Below are 19625 nucleotides of genomic sequence, written 5' to 3'. Positions count from 1 at the left end.
ACCGGATCTTGCGTCGCCTAGGTCAGGTCCGACACGGCGAGTATCAACTTGCCGAGGTTCTCGCCGGCGAACAGCATCCGCAGCGCGTCGGGGAAGGCGCGAACGCCGCCCTCGATGATCTGCTCGCGTGAGACCAGCCGGCCCTCGCGCAGCCAGCCGGCGAGCTCCGCAACGGCCTCCGGATAGCGGTCGGCGTAGTCGGGCGTGACGAATCCGGTCATCGACGAGCGCGTCCGCAGGAGCTCCAGATAGTTGGACGGCCCCCAGCGCTGATCCTCGTCGTACTGCGAGAGACCCCCGCTGATGACGACGCGCGCGCCGCGGGCCAGGTGCGAGAGCACCGCGTCGAGGATCTCGCCGCCGACGTTGTCGAAGAACACCTCGACACCGTCGGGCGCGAGCTCCCCGAGCACGCGGGAGACGTCCTGCGCCTTGTAGTCGATCGCGGAGTCAAAGCCGAGCTCATCGACGAGCCAGCGACACTTTTCCGGCCCGCCCGCGATCCCGATCACACGACAGCCCTTGATCCCGGCGATCTGACCCGCGACGCTCCCGACCCCGCCCGCCGCGGCCGACACGACAACGGTCTCGCCCGCGCTCGCGCGGCCGACGTCGAGCAACCCGAAATACGCCGTGAGGCCGGGGATCCCGAGCGCCCCGAGGTAGGCCGTCAGCGGCGCGAGCGACGCGTCGAGCTTCGTCACGCCCGTCCCGTCGGAACGGGCGAACTCCTGGACGCCGAACCCGCCGTAGACGTACTCACCGACCGCGAAGCCTGCGTGCTCGGACGTCGCCACGCGCCCGACCGCCCCGGCCTCCATCACCGCGCCGATGGCCACCGGCGCCGAGTAGAACGGGCTCGCGGCGATCCAGCGCCGCATCGCGGGATCGATCGATACGTACGCGACCGCAACCACGAACTCGCCGGGTCCGGGCGACGGGACCGGCTCCGTGGTCAGCTCCCAGTCCGACGCCTCTGCACGCCCGGAAGGACGAGCGGCCAGGCGGATCTGATGATTGAGCGGACTCATACGCCGGCGCCGAACATTAGCCCCGCCTTGGTCTTCTCGGCGCACGGTGGCTAGCGGCGCAACAGGTCGGGCGCGGTCGCCGCACCGCTGCCTCGCATCTCCCGCTCGGTCACGAGCGTGACGACGGGCGAGCGGCCTCGGCCGCGAGCCGACGTCCGAGCGCGGCGGCCGAGGCGCCGTCCGGAGCCAACTGTCGGAGCACGCGCAACGCCGCCTCGATGTCGCTCTGGGACGTGAGGCCGGCCCGCAGTTCGTCATGGAGGCGCGCATCGACGGCACGGACGGCTTCTGCCGCTTGCCGTCCACTCTCGCTCAATTCCAGCGTCCAGGCGCGGGCGTCACGGGGATCGACGCTGCGGGCGACCAGCCCCGCCTCGGCGAGTGAGGCGACTAGCCGGCTCGGGCTCCCCGGCTCGCAGACGAGGTGGTCGCCGACCTCCCGGACGGTGAGCGGACGTTCGGCTCGCGCGAGAACGTTGATCACCTCGGCCTGCGCGGGGGTCAAGGCGAGCGGACGCAACAGCGCCGCGAGGGCGCGGTTGCCGTCGCGCTGTGCCGCGAGGACGAGATAGCGCAGCTCTTCCACGGGATCCATGCGAGGCAGCATAGAGATACATGTCGTGTCATTGAAATACGTGATACATCATGTATCTTGGAGCTCGCTCCGCCCCCTCCACATGAAACGAGCTTCCATGGTCGCGTTCCAAACCAGCGTGCGAATCATGCGCCCGCGGCACGAGCTGTTCGCCTACGTCGCGGATCCGACGCAGTTCCCCCACTGGAACTCAGCCGTCGAATCCGTCCGCGCCACCTCCACGCGTCCGGGCGAGGCCGGGTCGACATTCCTGATGCGCCGCGCACTCCCCACCGGCCCCGCGGAGAACACCCTCGAGATCCTGGAGCTCACGCCGCCCACGACCTTCGCCATCCGCACGACCTCCGGCCCCACGCCGTTCGTCTATCGCTACCGCTTCATGGCCGACGGCGTCGCCACCATCCTCGAGCTCGACGCCACCGTCGAGCTCGCGGGCTTGGCCACCCTCGCCGGGCCACTCGCCGGACGCGCGGTCAGACGCGGCGTCGACGCCAACCTCGCCACGCTCAAGCACCTCCTGGAAGCCGGGGCGGACTGACGCCGTGCCGCCGAATCAAGTGACCGAGGTTCATGGTGTCGTCGTCGACAGGGTGAACGTGAACGTCTTGGAGTACGCGCCGGTGCGCAGCGCCTCGGACGCGCCGATGGTCTGCCTGAAGCGGATGGTCAGCGGGTCGTTGCTGACCGGTCCGCTGTAGGAGTGGAGCGTGACCGGTGCCGCCCCGACCGGCGCGAACGCGGCCGACACCGCCGCCTGAACCGGCTGCGCCAGGGAGAATGCCCCATTGACCAACCGGCCGGGCGACGCGCCCGGATCGACCACGCTCAGCGTCGCGTCACCCGCCGTGCTGATGACATTGGCGCTCGTCGACGCCGCGTAGTCCTTGCCCACGCCGGGGGTGAAGGCACCGAAGCCGGCACCGCCGCCGAGTGCGAGCGCGAGCGTCGCGGGGACGCTGCCGCCGGCGTCGCCGTCGGCGACGTTGGCCAGATCCTGCGTGGCCACGGTGAGCGTGACCTCGTCGGAGGTGTGGAAGCCGTCGCTCACGCGGGTCTTGAGCGTGTACGTGGTGCGCTCGTCGAGCTGGCGCTGATCGGTGATGCGAAGCGCGCCGGTGCTCGGATCGATCGCGAACGGCCCGTCCGTCCCGGTCAGCTGCCACGTGAACGTCCGCAGCTCGGGACGGCCGATCGCGGATGCCCAGTCGTCGGCCTGGACGGTGCCGACCGGGGCGTTGACGTCGCGGACGCTGAACGTCTGGTTCGCTCTGATCGCCGGCGCGATGCCGCGGACGTAGTCGTGCAGCCAGAGCGCCGCGGGCTTGGGCATGTCATCGGAGAGCACGATCGGCGCGTTCTGGGCGTTGCGCCAGTGGTTGGGCTGCCGCCAGCCCCAGACCGTGACGACCTGGACCGCGGGGTGCTCCCAGAAGACCGGGACGATCCGCCGGTAGTCGCGCAGCTGGACGACATCGCCGGCGACCCCGCCGGCCGCGACTCCGTCGATGTCGAGCTCGGTGATCTGGATCGGGAGCCCGGTCGTGGCGAGGCGGTCGAGGTTGGACTTGTGGACCGCCATGTTGCCGGTGGTCGAGAACGCGTGACCCTGCTCGCCGATGACGTCGAGCAGGTTCTCGCGCTTGAGGATGTCGATGATCTGCAGGTACTGGGTGGTCGCGCTGTTGGAGTTGGTGATGCTGTAGTCGTTGAGCATCAGCTTCGCGTTGGGGAAGTACTGCCTCGCCAGCCGGAAGGCATTGAGGACCCAGTCCCACCCGGTGCCGTCGGTCCCGTTGGCGCCGCCCAGCGCTCGCGCGTAGTTGCCGCTGGCGTTGCAGTTGGCGCCCTGGTTGGCCGAGTGCGTGCAGTCGGGCGGGTCGTGCAGCGGCTCGTTGACGACCTGCAGCCACTTGATGTTCGGGTAGCGCTCCGCGACGGCCGCGAACCACTTCTTGATCTCGACCAGTTGCTCCTCGGCCGGCAGCGCGGCCATCCAGGTCGGCTGCTGGTTGCCCCAGACCAGCACGTGGAAGTTGAACGGGAAGCCGTTGGTCTGCGCGAAGTTGTAGGCCTGGTCGAGATTCGCCCAGCGCATCGCCGCGGTGCGCGTCGTGCCGGCCGCGCTGCCCCACTTGCCCGCGTTCTCAGGCGTGACCTGGTTGAAGTACTGCGTGAACAGCGGACGGGTGAGCTCGTTGACGCTGCCGAGCCACTTGTCCTTCCCGAACACTGGGAACGCCTGTCCCGCGGCGGCGGACGGAACCACTAAAACGGCCGCGACCGCGATGGCCGCGATCGCCCCTCCCGTCAGACGGGTCCGGTGCATTGCGTCCTCTCCTCCCCAACTCGCTGATGCGAACCGGCGACCGCGCCCCTCCTGCACGTTGGACCGCCAGACAAAACGTAACACCACTCATGAAGCCATGTCTAGTGGATAGTGGAAATCGCGTGAGCAATTCAGTGGAGGAGACGACAAACGCTGATGGCCACGCGATCCATCCGCCTGCCCCGCGTGCCGTGTTCGTCCCTCAGCCAGGCACGTCAGGGCTTGCGCGAGCGGCCCCGCGGCGTGTTGGCCGCCCGCTTCGTGGCGGCCCCGGGCCGGGTGGATGGCGCCTTCTTCTTCGCGACGGAATGGCCCGCTGTCGCCGACCGGTTCGAGGTCTTGGGCCGTTGTTGACCGCGCGCGACGCCATTCGGCGTGTGCGCATGAGCCACCGACGCCCGCTCGCGGCCGCGTCCCCGCGACTTGGCTGCCGCTGCATGGGTCCGCGGCGCCTTCGCGCGCCGGTTGGACTTGGCATGGCGTGTGTGGGTGGAAGCGGGTGATGAGCGGGTCACCGTGGCTGCCCTCGGTGACGGCGGGGCGATGTCCCGCTCGCCGGTCCGCGCGACGACGACCGCCTTGGGTGACGCGACGACCACCTTCGCGGGCGCCGGGCGCTCAACGGGTGGCCGCGGCGGTGACGGCGTGCGGCTGTCGTGGACCGCGGCGGTTCCGCCCGCCGCGGCGACCAGGACCGCGACGGTGGCCGCGACCTTGGGCGCGAACGCCGCCGCGGTAGTCGCGGAGACCACGCCGGTCGTCGCCGCGGCGGAGAGCGGCAGCAGACTTGCGAGCAGTGCCGCGCTCGCGGCGACCGGCATCGGCGGCGCGAGCAGCGCGAGCTCGCGCGGACGGTCGACGAGTGCCTGCTGGAAGGCCCGGCAGGATGAGCAACTGCGCAGGTGGGCGCGCATCCGCCCGCTTCGCAGCACGCGGCCGTCCCCGTCTGACAGCGCCCGGCGGACGGTTTCACATTCCATCTCGCGTCCCTCCCGCGCATAGAGCAGCCTGGTTCGCGCTTCGAAGATCGATTGCTTGACGGCGTTGGGGGTGCACTCGAGCGCCTCCGCGATCTCGCGGTGGCTGAGACCGTTCAGTTCCCGCAAGACCAGCGCGGCGCGCTGACGCTCCGTGAGCGCCTGGAGGTCGAGCCGCAGGACCTCCAGGTCGGCGCGCAGGCAGACTTGGTCCTCGACCGACGCTTCGGTGGTGCGCAGTTCGTCGATCTCGTCCGTCGGACGCCGCCGGCGCAGCAGCGAGATTGCCTCGTTGTGTGCGATCCGGAAGAGCCAGGGGCGCAACTCGAAGTCGCGCGGCTCGTCGCGCAGCGCCGCGAACGCGCGCGTCATCGTGCTCTGCAGCGCATCCTGCGCGTCCTGCTCGTGGTGCAAGATCGAGCCGCAGTAGCGATAGAGCGCCTGGTGATGGCGCTCGTAGAGCTCCGCGAACGCCGCGGCGTCTCCGCGCGCGGCCGGCGAGCGCGTCACGGACCGCCGCACGACGGACGCCAAATGGCCGCTCCCGGACAACGCGGTGCTCACGGAGTCCGGCTTCCCGACGGGAACGGGGCATCTCGGCACGCTCCCCGGGCGCAGGGCCGCCGGCAGGCCGGCCCCACCCCTTGGAGAGCGCTACGAATCGACGCCGCCCTTATGCGCCTTGGCGCGCTTGGACACACACTTGCTGCCGACCATGGCGGCCACAATCACGAATCTGCGCATCGAGCGCTCCCATCAGCAAATTGGACAACTCGACGGAACAACGCTCGGCGCGCCGAAAGGTTGGAACCACTTGCGTCCAGCCGCCGACTCCTCAGCCGACGACGTCGTGCTGCATCGCCCACAGGGCGGCGGCGGGCCGGCATGTCGCGTGCTCGCTACTCGGGCCAGGGCGAGTCCGAAGGTACGCCGTCGCCGCCCTCGGGCTTCGGGCCGCCGACGGCGATCAGCTCGAGCCCGTCCGGGCCGGCCTCAAAGCCGCGGACGACGTCAGGCGCGACGCGGACGACGTCCCAGGGTTTGAGCTCGCGCACCTCGTCGTTGAGGCGGATGCGGCCGGAGCCGGCAACCACGACGTAGGCTTCTTCCTGCTCGCGGTGCGAGTGGGCAAACGGGACGCGGAGGTTGGCGTCGTAGCACCAGAGCGAGACGCCGAGGTCACGAGAGTCGAGGTACTTGCGACCGAACGCGCCGCGCATGCCGTCCACGCGGCCCTTTGTGTCATCGTCGACTTCACGTAGGTTCACGATCGAGTAGTCAGACATCCGCCGCAGACTACGTCCCGGCCGGTGCCGTACGCGCGATCGCCTCGGCGACCGCGTTGTCGTTGCCGTCGGTCCAGCTCCTGTGCTGCACGATGCCCTCGATGCGCCAGCCGCCGGCCGTGCGCAGCATGTGATTGGTGTACGAGCCGCGGAGCAGGTAGTAGTCGCCGCCGGCGGCGCCGAGCAACAGGTGCTGGGCGTACATGTACGAGTGGCAGATCGCGCGGTTGGGATCGTGCGCGTCGAACTCGATGACGTGGTTCGGGCTGATGTGCTGCGTGGCGGTGAAGCCGTCCAGGGCGGCGGAGACGCTGTCCGCCAGCTCGTCGCGCGACACGGTGGCGGCCGGTCTCCCGCCGGCCGAGAAGTCGGCGTAGACGGAGTCGGTGAAGCAGGCGGCGAACATGCTCCAGTCGCGCCGGTCGACGCCCATGGCGTACTTGATCACCTGCTCGCTGATCTCGGTGCGGTCTTCGAGGCGGCGCAGGCGCGCGTCGAGGTCGGTGGTCATGCGGGACCCCTCTCTCATGGTGTTCGAGGTACGGGCGCTCCGTATCATTGCGCATAAGATCATCTGATACAAGATAATTTCTCGTCACCACATCCAGGCGATCTGGGCTAGCCTGTTGCCGATGACCGAGGACGCCAAGCCAGGCTTCGACGACCTGACGTGGCTCGCCTACCGCGCGGCCGACGCCCTCGGTGCCGCGTTCAACAAGGTCTCGCGCGATGCCGGCCTGACCGACCTGCGCGACTGGCTCGTCCTCGCGCTGCTGACGCTCGACGACGCCGAGCGCACGCAGCTGGAGATCGCGACGCACCTCGCGATCGACCGCTCGACGCTCGTGCCGATCCTCGACCGGCTGGAGCGCGACGGCCTGGTCGTCCGGACGACCTCCACGCGCGACCGCCGCGCGCGGATCCCGAAGATCACGCCCGAGGGAGTGAAGGTCTACGAGCGCGTCGCGATCGCGCGCGAGGAGGCGATCAACGACCGCCTCGCGGGCATCCAGCCGTCCGACCGCGCGGCGTTCCACGCAACGCTGTGGCGCATCGTCGGCGAGCCGCCGCCGGAGAGCTGACCCGGCGACTCTCTCGGCTCAGCGAGTCCCTTCGGCGCATCGCTCCCGGCGGGGCTTTCGTGTTCAAGCACGTGGACTACGCCGGATTCACCTGGTTCGGGCGACGGGCCGGAGCCGGAAACGGGTCTGGGTCGGCGTGGCATTGCGCTTGCGCGCGACGATGAACACCGCCTCCTGGCCGAGGCTCCCCGAGCCGCCGTCGCCGCGTGAGTACCAGAGCTTGACCGTCACGAGAAACGCGTCGTCGAGCATCGCCGTCGCGAGCTCGCGTTCGTCGTCGCGCAGCTCAGGGTCCTCGAGCAGCTCGCGGTACATCGCGACCGCCACCGGGTGGTTCGCTTTGAGGAAGTCGCGCAGCTCGGTTTCGTTGGTGAAGCCCTCGAGCTTCGAGCGCCGGCGGGTCATTTCGAGCGCGTCGACGCGCTCGCCGAACAGCTCCGCCACATGCTGCTCTTCGCCCCACGGCAGCGCCGACTCCGGACCGCACATCGACGGCAGGTCGGTGCCGATCGGCACGCGCGCCGCCTTGCCTTCCGGCAGCGCGGGCACCGTGAGCCCGATCGTGCCGCCCGGCCGGCAGACACGCAGCAGCTCGTCGGCCACGAGCTGGTGGCGCGGCGCGAAGACGGCTCCGAAGGCCGAGGTGACGACGTCGAACTCCGAGTCGCCGAACGGCAGCGCCTCGGCGTCGGCCTCCACCCATTCCATCCGCACGCCGTGCGCCGAGGCCTCGCGGCGTCCGGCCTCGAAGTTCTCGGGCGTCAGGTCCGACGCGACCACTTCGGCGCCGGCCAGCGCGGCGCGGATTGCCACGTTGCCGCTTCCCGCGGCCACGTCGAGGACACGCTGACCGGGGCCGATTCCACAGGCATCGACGAGCTCGCCCCCGAATCCCCAGAGGGCGCGCCGCGCGAACTCGTGGTAATTGCCCCGCGCCCACACGGCGCGCTGCGCGGCCTTGAAGTCACGATCCTCGGCCGCTGAATATGTTCGTTTCGATGTCACCTGGTGCGCCCTAGCGCGCCGTATCGCCGAGGGCCATCGCGGCCAGCGTCGCGGCAACGCGGCGCGGGCCGTGACCGCCTCCGATGACCAGTGTGAAGTGATTGACGTCGCTGACCACCTCGACCGAGACGTGCGGATGGTCGCGGACGAACTTGTCGAGCGGTTCCAGCGGGATCACCGGATCGTCGTCGTAGAAACCGCGCTCGGCTCGCAGTACTCGCACCGGCGCACTGACGCGCGTGATCGCCGTCCAGGTGCGTCCGTCGAGCATGATGTCGGCGACGTCCTTACGCACGGCCTCGAGGTGGGCCCGGCAGCGCACGCCGTCGCGATCCTGCTTGAAGTCACGCCGGACGAAGGCCTCGACGTCCTCATCCCACGCGCGCTCGAGCCCCGGGTGCTGTCGCCAGTAGCCCATGTAGGCGTCGACCGTGGCATACGTCGACTCGAACCGAGCGAAGATCTCGTGCGACTCGTCCTCCTGCTCGTCGTCTTCGCTCATCATGTTGTCGGGCAGCAGCGGCAGCCCGCCATCGAGCAATACCACCGCCGCCACGCGCTCGGGATGCTCGGCGGCAAGCCGTGCTGCGACGTTGCAGCCCATCGAATGACCGACGACGACCGCTCGCTCGACGGCGGCATCGTCCAGCACCGCGATCAGGTCCGCCACGTGCACGCCCATGCCGTAGGGCGCGGGAAGCCCGGCGCTCGCCCCCCGCCCACGCAGATCGGGAGCGAGCAGACACAACTCGGGAGCGTTGCGGCTCAGCTCACGCGCCACGGTCCGATAGACCATGTGGGTCCCCGTCATCCCGTGCAGCGCCAGCACGACGCCCTGCGCTTCCTCCGGCGGCGACCCGGCGCGCGCGACGCGCAGCATCCCGCCGGTCACGGCAACCTCAACGGCGTCGCGGAACGGCTCGCTGCTCTCAGATGCCTCCGGCGCGTTCACGTCAACCTCGTGTACGGCTGTCACAGCCATGTAGAAGTGCCTCCGTTTCATCGGTCAGGGCTGCAGTGTGCAGTCCTGCGAAACCGCGTCGGACCTGCCCCTCATACCAGCCCTCACCGTTCCGGCGGCAAACACGTACGAGGTGTGTTTTCGCTCAGAGCGTTGCCGACGTACGAACGGGCAGAACCAACCGTGCCATCGGACAGGTCGGTGCCGGTTGACATTTCGACGCGGGAGGGAAATGAGAGGGCGGATGGTTCGCGTCGCGGAGTGCATCCCCGCGACGCGACGGCGGTATCTCACCTTCTGAGACGCGGGCGGGTCGGTGGGCCCAATACACCGCTCCCCAGGGGTCGTGTCGGACCTACGAGTCGGCAACGCTGCCTTCGTGTACCTCGTCGGCGGCGTCACCGGGTTGCAGATCACGCCGCAGGTGACGCTCTAGTTAACAATAAGTCGCGCGCACGGTAGTCGAGCCCCACTTTTGGATGTCGGCGCCTCCGTCCACGAGTCTGGCGGGGGCAGCCGGCTCGAAGTGCCAGCATTGCTGCCCATGGTCGGCACGGTTCGTGATGAGGGGGCGCCGCTTCTCGGTCGCGAAAGCGAACTGCGGCTCTTGACGTCGCTGTTGGATGAGGTCGCGACGTGTGGCCGCGCGCTGGTGTTCCGTGGGGAGCCGGGGATCGGCAAGTCGCGCCTGCTCTCCGAGGCCGCGCGCGGCGCCCGCGAGCGAGGGATGGCCGTGCTCACCGCCGCCGGCGTGCAGTCGGAGGCGAAGCTGCCGTTCGCCGGGTTGCATCAGCTGCTTCGCCCGATACGAGAGCGCGCCGTCGAGCTGCCTCTGATCCAGCGTGAGGCGCTCGACGCCGCGTTCGGGCTGGCGCCCGATGTCGCGCCGGAGCCCTACCGGATCGCGATGGCCGTGCTCGACCTCGTGTCGGAGGTCGCCACGGACGGCCCGTTGCTGCTCGTCGTCGATGACGCGCAGTGGCTCGACCGCCCGAGCGCGGATGTGCTGGCGTTCGTCGCTCGGCGCATCGAGTCCGATCCGATTCTCCTGCTGGCCGCCGCCCGGGACGGGTATCCCGAGGGGCTCACGGAGGCGGGGCTGGCGGAGCACCGGCTGGCTGCGCTCGACGACGTGGCGGCCGCGGCGTTGGTCGATGCCGCGGTCCCCGATCTGTCGCTGACTCGACGGACCAGCGTCCTGCGCGAGGCCGCCGGCAACCCGCTGGCGCTGCTCGAGCTTCCGGCGGCGAGGGGCGAGCCGGCGCAGCCGGGCGCGGTGCCGGTGACCGAGCGCCTCGAGCGGGCCTTCGCGGGCCGCGTGTCGGATCTGCCGGAGATCACGCGCCTCGTCCTGCTGGTCAGCGCGCTCAGCGACGACGATGCCATGAGCGAAAGCCTGCAGGCCGCGAGCGCCGTCGCCGGAACCCCCGTCGATCTCGAAGCGCTCGAGCCGGCCGTCGACGCGGCGCTCATCGAACTCGACGTCAATGCCATCCGGTTCCGGCACCCGCTGATTCGCTCTGCGGTCCGCCAGAGCGCCGGCGTGCAGCTGCGTCGCCGTGTGCACGAGGCGCTCGCGGCGACGCTCGAAGACGATCCCGACCGGCGCGTGTGGCATCGCGCGGCACTGGTGAGCGGGACGCACGAGGAGGTCGCGCGCGAACTCGAGCAGGCCGGGGTGCGCGCGCGGCGCCGAGGCGCCGTCGACATCGCCCTGACGGCGCTGCGGCGCGCCGTGGAGCTCAGCGAGCCGAGCCATCGGGCTCCTCGGATGCTCGCGACCGCCGAGCTGGCCTACGACGGCGGGCGGCCGGACATCGCGGCCGCGATGCTGCGCGAGATCGAGCGCCTGGATCAGCGCGAGCCGCTGGACGTCGCGCGAGCCCGCTTCATCAGCGAGCTGCTGGACGCCCGCGCGCTGGCGGATCGGTCACGGGTGGCGGATCTGATCGCCATCGCCGAGCAGGCGGGAGAAGCGGGCGATCTCGAGCTGCATCACAACCTGTTGTGGATCGCCGCCGCGCGGACGTGGTGGGCGAGCCCGGGACCCGATATCCGCCGGCTGATCGTGGACGCCGCCAACCGCGCCGGCGCGCCCACCGCGGCGAACGCGCGCCTGGTCTCGATTCACGCGTACGCCGATCCGCATGCCAACGCGTCGAAGATCGTCGACTGCTTGCGCGAGGCCGCCGACAGCCGCGCGATCGGCGCGGTGCCCGCGGGATACCTCGCCTCGGCCGGGATGGTCATCGGCGCCTTCCACCACAGCCTGATGTTCTGCACCGCCGCGATCGACAGTGCCCGCGAAGAAGGGCGCCTCGGCGCTCTCCCCCGTCTGCTGGCGACGCAGGCGATCCTCGCCGTTCGCCTGCCCGACTGGGACATCGCGATCCCCGCCGCCGAGGAGGCCCGCCGGCTGGCGACCGAGCTCGGCCAGCCGGTCTGGCTCGCGACGGCCGAGACGGCGGTGGCGATGATCGGCGCCCTGCGCGGAGACCCGGACGCGACCGAGCGTGCCACGGCCCGTGCCGACGCGCTCGCATTGCCGCTGGGCGCGACCCATCTCGTCGCGCTCGCCCAGATGGGATTGACGCTTTCCGCGCTGGGGCAGAGTCGCTATCCCGAGGCACTCGGGTTCGTGGAGCGGATGTTCGACCCGCGCGATCCGGCGCACCATCTGCATTTCGCGTGCATGGCCATCGGCGACCTCGCCGAGGCCGCGGTCCACGCCGAGAACGCGCAGGCGGCACGCGAGCGCCTCGCCGAGGTCGAGGTCCTCGTGGGTGGCGCACCGGCCGAGTGGCTCGCGATCACGCTCCGCCATGCCCGAGCCCTGCTCGCCGACGACGATCGCGAAGCGAGTGTGCGCTTCGAGGAGGCCCTGAGCGCCGATCTCGGCGGCTGGCCGCTCTGGCGTGGCCGCCTGCTGCTCGCCCACGGCCGGTGGCTGCGCCGCCACCGGCGGGTGATGGATTCCCGCGCGCCGCTGCGTGAGGCTCGGGGTCTGTTCGACGCGATCGGCGCAGCCGGCTGGGGAGACCAGGCGCGCCGCGAGTTGCGCGCGTCGGGCGAGAGCAGTCGGCGCCGCGCTCCCGAAGCACGCGACGATCTGACGGCGCAAGAGCTGCAGATCGCCCAGCTCGCGTCCGAGGGGCTGTCGAATCGTGAGATCGGCCAGCGCCTGTTCTTGTCGCACCGCACGATCAGCACGCACTTGTATCGCGTGTTTCCGAAGCTCGGGATCACCTCCCGGGCGGAGCTTGGACCGGCCCTGGCGTCGGGCGCGACGCGCTAGCTCCTACGACGCGGCGAGCGTGACGTACGTACGCGACGCGCCGAAGATGTCGTCGTGTGACGCATGTATCGCGTTCGCGTCCTGGCCAGAGTCCACGAGTGACCAAGCCAACACCGAGGAGGTCAGCCATGACCGAGGTACAGAACGTCGTCCTGGTCCACGGCGGGTTCGTGGACGGTTCCGGATGGCGGGGCGTCTACGACCTGCTGAAGGCCGACGGATTCAACGTGAGCGTCGTGCAGAACCAGACGCTCTCGCTCGCGAGCGACGTCGCGACCACCCACCACGTGCTCGACCAACTCGACGGCCCCGCGATCCTCGTCGGGCACTCCTACGGCGGCGCCGTCATCACCGAAGCCGGCCGCCACGAACGCGTCGCCGGACTCGCCTACATCGCCGCGTTCGCCCCCGACGCCGGCGAGTCCGTCAACACGCTGATCGCCGACCCGCCCCCAGGCGCCCCGGTGCCGCCGATCCTGCCGCCCGTCGACGGATTCCTGTTCCTCGACCGCGACAAGTTCGCCGCCTCCTTCGCCGCCGACCTCGCCGCCGACGACGCCGCGTTCATGGCCGACTCCCAGGTCCCGTGGGGCGTCGACGCGCTCGGCGGCGCCATCACCGAACCCGCGTGGCGCAGCAAGCCCAGCTGGTACCTCGTCGCCAGCGACGACCGGATGATCCCGCCGCCCGCCCAGCGAGCCATGTCCGAGCGCGCCGGCGCCACCGTCGCCGAAGCACCCGCCAGCCACTCGATCTACGTCTCCCAACCACGCGCGACCGCCGACCTGATCAAGACCGCCGCACAGCAGGCGCTCGCCGCCGCGAAGGCCGTCGCCTGAACGTGCCGCCCGGCCGGCAGGACGCTCGCGGTCCTGCCGGCCCGGCGACGGATCGGAGATCACCATGTCCTCAAGGGCGCCGAACTCGCCGCTCCCGGACGAGGCGTGCGAGGAGATCGGCAAGCAGTTCCAGCTCACCCTCGTCGAACTGATCGCCCTGTCGCTCGCGGGCAAGCAGCTGCAGTGGACGTGCTACGGCCGCGACCTCGTCAGCGTCCATGGCTACCTCGGCCGGCTCGTGGACGAGTGGCGAGCACTCCAGGACGTCGTCGCCGGGCGCGCGGCCGCGATCGGGATGGCGCTCGACGGATCGGCTGCCGCGGTCATCGAGCTCGACGACCACCGGCCGCTGGAGCCGGGCTTCACCGAAGCCGGAGCCGCGATCGAACGGCTCTGCCTGCAGGTCTGGGACGTCGCGCTCCGGGTCCGCCAGCGCGCCGACCGGCTCGCCGCGCTGGACGCAGTGTCACATCACGCGCTCCTCGGCGTGCAGGGCACGCTCGAGGACCAGCTCTGGATGCTGCGCGGACAGCTGGTCGATTAGCTCGCCGTGGCACGAGGCGTGATCGAACGATGCCGATCGCCGATCGCGACGCCGCCACCGGGGACCTACCGTCCGCGACATGCGACCGCAAATGGAGAAGGTGTCGACGCGGAAGGCCGACGGCCTCGAGATCCGCTACGCCGAATGGAACGCCGGTGCCGAGCCGACGTTGCTGCTGCTCAACCCGTGGCCCGAGACCATCTACGCCTGGGAGCAGCTCTGGCCGCGCCTGAGCGCAGCGGGACATGTGCTCGCGATCGACCTGCCGGGCTTCGGCCATTCGCAGGCGCGCGCCGACCTCTTCTCGCCGCAGGCCATGGGCCGGTTCCTCGTCGGATTGATCGAGGAGTGGGAGCTCGGAGCGCCGCATGTCTTCGGCCCGGACGTCGGCGCGCCGACCGCGCTCTTCGCCGCCGCGGAATCTCCCTCGTCGCTCCTCAGCGCAGTCATCGGCAACGGTGCGACGTCGTATCCGCTCGAAGTGGACGGCACGCTGAAGGACCTGATCGACAACCCCGACTTCGAGTCGCTGCTCGCGCTCGACGGCGCCGAGATCGTCAGGCAGTCGATGACGATGCACGAGACCTACACCGTCTCCGCGGCGGCTCTGGAGGACTATGTCACCGGGTACGCCGGCAGTCGCTTCGGCGAGTCGGCGCGGTTCGTCCGCAACTACCCGACCGACCTGGCGCTGCTGGAGGGTCTCCTGCCCCGGATCGAGACGCCGGTGAAGATCATCGCCGGCGACCACGATCCGATGGTTCCGCTCAGCAACGCCACCTATCTGACCGAGCGCCTGCCGCACTGCGAACTGACGGTGCTCGACCTCGGCCACTTCGCGTGGGAGGACGGCGCCGAGGCGTGGGGCGACGCCGCCCTGGCGTGGCTGGACGGCGGCTACACACGCGTCGGCGGTGATGCGTGATGCCGATGATCGACGTCTACGCGGCCGCCGGCACATTCGCCGATCCGGGCTCGCTCGCCCAGCGCCTGGCAGCGACGCTGATGCGCATCGAGGAGGTTCCGGCGTTGCCGATGTTCCGGAACAACACGGCCGCGTTCGTGCACGCACTCCCGGCCGGCGCCATCGCCAACGTCGAGGGCGAGGGCGACTACGTCCGCGTCCAGGTGCTCACGAACCTGGGAGCCCTGGATCGCCCCAAGCAGTTGGCCGTCGTCGAGCAGTTCACCGGCATCGTCGCCGATGCCGCGGGACGTCCCGAGCTGCGGGAGCGCACGTGGGTGCTGCTCACCGAAGCTCCGGACGGCGGCTGGGGGCTCTGGGGACACGCCCACACCAACGCGGAGCTCGTCGCGGCGGCGCGGGCGGAGGCGGCGAAGCTGTCCGGAGGGGGCGGCGGATGAGCTCACCGACGCACTTCGTGGTGCTCCCCGGAGGCGGGTACGCGGCGCATGCCGAGAACGAGGCGGAGCCGATCCGCGAGTGGCTGGAGGGGTTGGGCATCCCGGCGTCGGTCCTGCGCTACCCGCTGAACGCGCGCCACCCGATCCCGTTGGACGCCGTCCGATCGGAGGTGCGCCGGCTGCGCGCCACGGGGGTGCGGCGCATCGGCCTGATCGGCTTCTCCGCCGGCGGGCATCTCGCCGGTCACGCCGCCCTGTCGGATGCCTCGATCGACCTGGCCGTGCTCGGCTACGCGATCACATCGATGGAGCTGGAGACCTACCGGCTGGCGCGGCTGATCCTGCTCGGCGAAGGCGCGTCGCCGGAGCTGCGCCGAGCGACCTCGCTGGACGCGCTCGTGACCGCGGCTGCCCCGCCGTTCTTCATCTGGCACACGGCCGAGGATCCGTACGTCCCCGTCGAGCACAGCTACCGCCTGGCGGCAGCGCTCGCCGCGCACGGCATCCCACACGCGCTGCACGTCTTCTCGCGCGGGCCGCACAGCCTGGGGCTTGCGCGTGGCGCCGGTGAGGCCGAGGCATGGACCGAGCTGGCGGCGGCCTGGCTCACCGCCTACGCCCCGGCCAGGAACGCGTGAACGTCGCCGGCGAACGCCTCGTGGTGTTGGAAGAGGAAGCCGTGGGCCGCGTCCGGGTAGAGCTTGAGGCGCGCGTCGGGGATCAGCCCGGCCAGCAGGTAGGAGTAGCGCGGGAGGATCATCGGGTCGCTGTCGCCGTTGGCGACGAACACGGGCTTGTCGATGGCCGAGACGCGCTGGAGCAGGGCATGGTTCGGCTGTCCCCACGCGCAGACCGCGTCGTATTGCGCCAGCCGGGTCTGCCAGCTGGTCGTCGCGTCGCGATCGGCCGTGCGTGCCCCATACACGCGGCCGAGGACCGCTTGCCCCGCCGCCCGACTCGCGTCAGAGCTCGCGAAGAAGACGCTCAGGTACTCCCCGGGTGAGGTCTCGGGCTTCCCCACGGCGCCGATGACCTCCGGGGGCCAGCCATGCATTCCGGTGGCGCCCTGCGGTGCCGAGGAGGCGAGGACCAGCTTGCGCACGGCCGAGGGACGTACGAGCGCGATCTCCTGGGCCACGAAGCTGCCGATCGAGAACCCGAGCAGATCGACCGCTCCCAGCCCGAGCGCGTCGATGAAGTCGATCGCATCGAGGGCCATCTGCGCGATCGTGCTCGGCGTCGTCCCGGTTGAAGCCGCGACGCCGCGGTTATCGAAGGTGATCACCCGGCGGCCGGTGGCCAGCGCGTCGATCAGCGCGGGATCCCAGTTGTCGAGATTGCCGCGGAAGTGCTGCAACGCCACGATCGGCATCGTGTCGGGGTCCCCCGTGGCGCGGTAGGCGTAGTCAACGCCGTTGGCGGCGCCGAGCACTTGGGTTTCAGCGTCGACGTAGTTCTCGACCAGGGTGCCGGACACGTGTGCTCCTTTCGCAGTCGCACCCATCGTCCGCCATCGGCCACGAAAATCCAGCCCGATTCTGAATCGATCGATCAGGGCGCGTGATGTGGCTGGCAGAATGGCTCCGTGGGGTCCTCACTCCTCGGACGAGACGCCGAGGTCGCGCGTGCCGAGGCACTGGTCGATCGTCTGCCCGGGGCGGGCGGTGCCCTGCTCGTCAAGGGCGCTCCGGGGATCGGCAAGTCGGCCTTGCTCGGCGAGGTCCAGAGCCACGCCGCCGAGCACGGCATCGAAACGCTGGCCGCCGAGGGCGTGGAGTCCGAGGCCGAGCTCGCGTTCGCCGGATTGCATCAGCTCCTGCGGCCCATCCGCGGCGGGGTCGAGACCTTGCCCGCGCCGCAGCGACGGGCGCTGCAGGCCGCCTTCGGCATGACCGGAGACGACGAGCCCGATCCGTTCCTGGTCGCGCTCGCTGCCTATGAGCTCGTGATCGGCGCCACCGCCTCCGCCCCGCTGTTGCTGGTCGCAGACGATGCGCACTGGCTCGATCGGTCCAGCCTGGGCGTTCTCGCGTTCATCGCCCGCCGGCTCGCCCGTGAGCCGGTGGTGCTCCTCGCCGCGTGCCGCGACGGCTATTCGACGCCGCTCGAGGACGCTCGCCTACCGACCTTGAGCCTCGGGCCGCTGGATCTCGATGCCGCCGGGCATCTGCTCGACCGCTCGACCCCCGAGCTCCGCCCCGGAGCTCGCGCGCGTGTACTCGCGGAAGCGGCCGGAAATCCGCTCGCGCTGATCGAGCTGGGCCGGACGCTGCAGCCGTCCGCCCCATCGGGTGACGCACCCATGTTCTCCTCGATCACGCTGACCGAGCGCCTGCAGCGGGCCTTCGCGGCGAGACTGGACGAGCTGGGAGCGGAGACCCGTGAAGCGCTCCTGGTGGCGGCGCTCGACCAGCAGGCATCCCTGCGAGACGTCATCGCAGCGGTCAGCCGAATCCACGGTCGGACCGTCGGGCCTTCCGTCCTCGATCCCGCGGTGTTCACCGGCCTGATCGACATCCGGGGGGACGAGCTGCGCTTCCGCCACCCGCTGATCCGCACGGCCGTCTCGCAGTCCGCCCTCCCCGCCGAGCTGCTGGCGACCTACGGCGCCCTCGCCGAGGTCGTCGCCGACCCCGAACGCGGGTTGTGGCACCGCGCGCGAGCCACGCTCGGCCTCGATGACACGCTCGCCGACGCCCTCGACGCCCATGCCGCCGTCGCCCGCCGTCGGGGGGCGATGATCGCCGCCGCGGCGGCGCTGGAGCGCGCCGCCGAGCTGACCTCTGACCCGCTTCGCCGCGGCGAGCGGCTGGTGCGCGCGGCGGAAGTGGCCTACGAGCTCGGTCACGTCGAGCTCGTCCGGCGGCTCCTCGCTCAGGCCGAATCCATCGCGGTCGGGCCGTTGGAAGCCGCCCGTCTGGAATGGCTGCGACAGATGATCGCCGGCGACTTCTGGTCACAGGCCGGAGCAACGCGGACGTTCGTGACGATCGCCGAGCAGATGGCCGAGGCCGGAGACCCGGACATGGCGCTGCGGTCGCTGGTCCCGATCGCGCATCGCTGCTGGTGGGTCCGCTCAAAGCCGCGGACGAGGAGCTATCTCGTCGACGCGGCGCGCCGGGTCGCCGCGGACGATGACGATTCACGGCTGCTGGCGGTGATCGCGTTGGCCGACCCTGAGACCACGGGGCTCGAGGTGCGACGGCGGCTGGCGCGGCTTCCGAGCGCACGGCTGGCCGATCCACTCGGCGAGACCTACCGCGGGATCGCCGCCGAGAAGGCCGGGGACTTCGTCGCCGGAGCACACCGGCTCGGGCGCGCGGTCGAGCAGCTCCGCGAGCAGGGCGCGCTCGGCATGCTCACCCAGGCGCTGGTCCATTACGCCTGGGTCGCGACCTACACCGGCGATTGGCAGGCCGCCGTCGAGTCCGGGCGCGAAGCGTCGGCGCTCGCGCAAGAGACACGCCAACCGCAATTCGGGCTGACGGCGCGACTGATGGCCGCGCTGGCGACCGCCACGACCGGATCCGAGACCCAGATCGACGCGATGCTCTCCGTTCCCGAAGCGAAGCTGCTCGCGCTCGGCGGCGGGCCGCTGCTGGCACCCGCTCACCTGGCACGCGGTGCCGCGGCCCTTGGCGATGGCCGGCACGATGAGGCCTTCGCGCATCTGTGGCCGGTGTTCGACGAAGCATCGCCGGTCTTTCACGGCTTCATGCGCTGGCCCGCCGTCCTTGATGTGGTCGAAGCGGCCGTCGGCTGCGGTCGCCACGACGTGGCGGGTGCGGTGCTGGAAACGCTCGCGGCGATCGCCGGCGTGGATGGTCCGCCGGTCCTGCGAGCGGGAGTGCTGTGTGCCCGCCCGCTCGTGGCCGATGACGCTGCCGCCGAGGAACGGTTCGCCGCCGCGCTGGAGGCGGACCTGTCCGGCTACCCGCTCCTGCGGGCACGGACGCTGTTCGCACAGGGCCGTTGGCTACGCCGCCATCGCCGGAGCGCCGATGCTCGGACTCCCCTGCGCGCCGCGGCGGATCAGTTCGCCGCGCTCGGCGCATCGGGGTGGGAGCAGCGCGCACGTCACGAGCTCCGGGCGACAGGCGATCGGACGCGTTCTCCGGCGGACGAGCGAACCGGCCTGACCGTCCAGGAGCGCCAGATCGCGGAGCTGGCCGCACAGGGACTCTCCAACCGCGAGATCGCCGAACGCCTGCTGCTCTCTCCGCGGACCGTCGGCTCGCACCTGTACCGGATCTTCCCCAAGCTCGGGGTCACCACGCGCGCGCAGCTGCGCGACTCACTCAACGCTTCCAGCCGCTGAG

The 19625-nt window shown here is 70.7% G+C and carries 17 protein-coding genes and 1 pseudogene; 9 read left to right on the top strand and 9 right to left on the bottom strand.

Annotated features, from left to right (window positions below):
- Positions 1-17 precede the first annotated feature (17 nt).
- Together OM076_RS29140 and OM076_RS29135 are read right to left on the bottom strand one after the other, a co-directional pair.
- Complete coding sequence (locus OM076_RS29140; protein ID WP_270043645.1) at positions 18-1031, bottom strand: NADP-dependent oxidoreductase; 1014 nt, start codon at positions 1029-1031, stop codon at positions 18-20.
- A gap of 109 nt (positions 1032-1140) precedes the next feature.
- The gene (locus OM076_RS29135; RefSeq protein WP_270043644.1) at positions 1141-1626 is read right to left on the bottom strand and encodes a MarR family winged helix-turn-helix transcriptional regulator; all 486 of its coding nucleotides are present in this window, start codon (positions 1624-1626) and stop codon (positions 1141-1143) included.
- Here OM076_RS29135 and OM076_RS29130 point away from each other — a divergent pair.
- Positions 1625-2164 (top strand): SRPBCC family protein, encoded by a 540-nt coding sequence (locus tag OM076_RS29130; protein WP_308214357.1) that lies wholly within the window; start codon positions 1625-1627, stop codon positions 2162-2164. The genes OM076_RS29135 and OM076_RS29130 overlap by 2 nt on opposite strands.
- Positions 2165-2917: 753 nt before the next feature.
- Here OM076_RS29130 and OM076_RS46970 read toward each other — a convergent pair.
- The 4 genes and pseudogenes from OM076_RS46970 to OM076_RS29110 all read right to left on the bottom strand — a co-directional run.
- A pseudogene (locus OM076_RS46970) lies at positions 2918-3913 on the bottom strand (endo-1,4-beta-xylanase); the annotation flags it as partial.
- Positions 3914-4167: 254 nt separating this feature from the next.
- On the bottom strand, positions 4168-5493 hold the full coding sequence (locus tag OM076_RS29120) for a sigma-70 family RNA polymerase sigma factor (protein ID WP_270043641.1): 1326 nt from the start codon (positions 5491-5493) through the stop codon (positions 4168-4170).
- A 335-nt stretch (positions 5494-5828) separates the two neighbouring features.
- Positions 5829-6215 (bottom strand): cupin domain-containing protein, encoded by a 387-nt coding sequence (locus OM076_RS29115; protein WP_270043640.1) that lies wholly within the window; start codon positions 6213-6215, stop codon positions 5829-5831.
- 10 nt (positions 6216-6225) lie between these two features.
- Positions 6226-6726: a nuclear transport factor 2 family protein gene (locus OM076_RS29110; RefSeq protein ID WP_270043639.1), complete on the bottom strand. Its 501-nt coding sequence runs from the start codon at positions 6724-6726 to the stop codon at positions 6226-6228.
- A gap of 121 nt (positions 6727-6847) precedes the next feature.
- On the opposite strand from OM076_RS29110, the gene OM076_RS29105 reads away from it, so the two are divergent.
- Positions 6848-7297 (top strand): MarR family winged helix-turn-helix transcriptional regulator, encoded by a 450-nt coding sequence (locus OM076_RS29105; RefSeq protein WP_270043638.1) that lies wholly within the window; start codon positions 6848-6850, stop codon positions 7295-7297.
- Positions 7298-7384: 87 nt separating this feature from the next.
- On the opposite strand, the gene OM076_RS29100 is transcribed toward OM076_RS29105, so the two are convergent.
- On the bottom strand, positions 7385-8302 hold the full coding sequence (locus OM076_RS29100) for a class I SAM-dependent methyltransferase (protein WP_270043637.1): 918 nt from the start codon (positions 8300-8302) through the stop codon (positions 7385-7387).
- Positions 8303-8312: 10 nt separating this feature from the next.
- Positions 8313-9254: an alpha/beta fold hydrolase gene (locus OM076_RS29095; protein WP_270043636.1), complete on the bottom strand. Its 942-nt coding sequence runs from the start codon at positions 9252-9254 to the stop codon at positions 8313-8315.
- A gap of 553 nt (positions 9255-9807) precedes the next feature.
- Between OM076_RS29095 and OM076_RS29090 the strand changes: the two genes are divergently transcribed.
- From OM076_RS29090 to OM076_RS29065, 6 genes are all read left to right on the top strand, one after another.
- On the top strand, positions 9808-12558 hold the full coding sequence (locus tag OM076_RS29090) for a helix-turn-helix transcriptional regulator (RefSeq protein WP_270043635.1): 2751 nt from the start codon (positions 9808-9810) through the stop codon (positions 12556-12558).
- Between the two features lie 128 nt (positions 12559-12686).
- Positions 12687-13397 (top strand): alpha/beta fold hydrolase, encoded by a 711-nt coding sequence (locus tag OM076_RS29085; protein ID WP_270043634.1) that lies wholly within the window; start codon positions 12687-12689, stop codon positions 13395-13397.
- A 64-nt stretch (positions 13398-13461) separates the two neighbouring features.
- Positions 13462-13941: a ferritin-like domain-containing protein gene (locus OM076_RS29080; RefSeq protein ID WP_270043633.1), complete on the top strand. Its 480-nt coding sequence runs from the start codon at positions 13462-13464 to the stop codon at positions 13939-13941.
- A 79-nt stretch (positions 13942-14020) separates the two neighbouring features.
- On the top strand, positions 14021-14866 hold the full coding sequence (locus OM076_RS29075) for an alpha/beta fold hydrolase (protein ID WP_270043632.1): 846 nt from the start codon (positions 14021-14023) through the stop codon (positions 14864-14866).
- A gap of 5 nt (positions 14867-14871) precedes the next feature.
- Positions 14872-15306, top strand: coding sequence for a tautomerase family protein (locus OM076_RS29070; protein WP_270043631.1), 435 nt, complete (start codon positions 14872-14874; stop codon positions 15304-15306).
- Positions 15303-15944 (top strand): alpha/beta hydrolase, encoded by a 642-nt coding sequence (locus OM076_RS29065; protein WP_270043630.1) that lies wholly within the window; start codon positions 15303-15305, stop codon positions 15942-15944. The genes OM076_RS29070 and OM076_RS29065 overlap by 4 nt, the downstream gene beginning before the upstream one ends.
- Here the strand turns inward: OM076_RS29065 and OM076_RS29060 are convergent.
- Positions 15920-16783, bottom strand: coding sequence for an alpha/beta fold hydrolase (locus tag OM076_RS29060; protein ID WP_270043629.1), 864 nt, complete (start codon positions 16781-16783; stop codon positions 15920-15922). The two genes, OM076_RS29065 and OM076_RS29060, sit on opposite strands and share 25 nt — an antisense overlap.
- A gap of 108 nt (positions 16784-16891) precedes the next feature.
- On the opposite strand from OM076_RS29060, the gene OM076_RS46355 reads away from it, so the two are divergent.
- Positions 16892-19624: an ATP-binding protein gene (locus OM076_RS46355; RefSeq protein ID WP_270043628.1), complete on the top strand. Its 2733-nt coding sequence runs from the start codon at positions 16892-16894 to the stop codon at positions 19622-19624.
- The last annotated feature ends 1 nt before the right edge of the window (position 19625 follow it).

It is taken from the genome of Solirubrobacter ginsenosidimutans (assembly GCF_027587205.1).
The sequence above is the reverse complement of the archived record's forward strand: the minus strand, read 5'-3'. Positions and strand labels throughout refer to the sequence as shown.

Bases quoted from the DNA above. Each gene is read 5' to 3' on its own strand.
- OM076_RS29080 (WP_270043633.1), top strand. From the start codon at position 13,462: ATGTCCTCAAGGGCGCCGAACTCGCCGCTCCCGGACGAGGCGTGCGAG.
- OM076_RS29090 (WP_270043635.1), top strand. From the start codon at position 9,808: ATGGTCGGCACGGTTCGTGATGAGGGGGCGCCGCTTCTCGGTCGCGAA.
- OM076_RS29135 (WP_270043644.1), bottom strand. From the start codon at position 1,626: ATGGATCCCGTGGAAGAGCTGCGCTATCTCGTCCTCGCGGCACAGCGC.
- OM076_RS29085 (WP_270043634.1), top strand. From the start codon at position 12,687: ATGACCGAGGTACAGAACGTCGTCCTGGTCCACGGCGGGTTCGTGGAC.
- OM076_RS29130 (WP_308214357.1), top strand. From the start codon at position 1,625: ATGCGAGGCAGCATAGAGATACATGTCGTGTCATTGAAATACGTGATA.
- OM076_RS29115 (WP_270043640.1), bottom strand. From the start codon at position 6,215: ATGTCTGACTACTCGATCGTGAACCTACGTGAAGTCGACGATGACACA.
- OM076_RS29140 (WP_270043645.1), bottom strand. From the start codon at position 1,031: ATGAGTCCGCTCAATCATCAGATCCGCCTGGCCGCTCGTCCTTCCGGG.
- OM076_RS29105 (WP_270043638.1), top strand. From the start codon at position 6,848: ATGACCGAGGACGCCAAGCCAGGCTTCGACGACCTGACGTGGCTCGCC.
- OM076_RS29070 (WP_270043631.1), top strand. From the start codon at position 14,872: ATGATCGACGTCTACGCGGCCGCCGGCACATTCGCCGATCCGGGCTCG.
- OM076_RS29110 (WP_270043639.1), bottom strand. From the start codon at position 6,726: ATGACCACCGACCTCGACGCGCGCCTGCGCCGCCTCGAAGACCGCACC.
- OM076_RS29075 (WP_270043632.1), top strand. From the start codon at position 14,021: ATGCGACCGCAAATGGAGAAGGTGTCGACGCGGAAGGCCGACGGCCTC.
- OM076_RS29065 (WP_270043630.1), top strand. From the start codon at position 15,303: ATGAGCTCACCGACGCACTTCGTGGTGCTCCCCGGAGGCGGGTACGCG.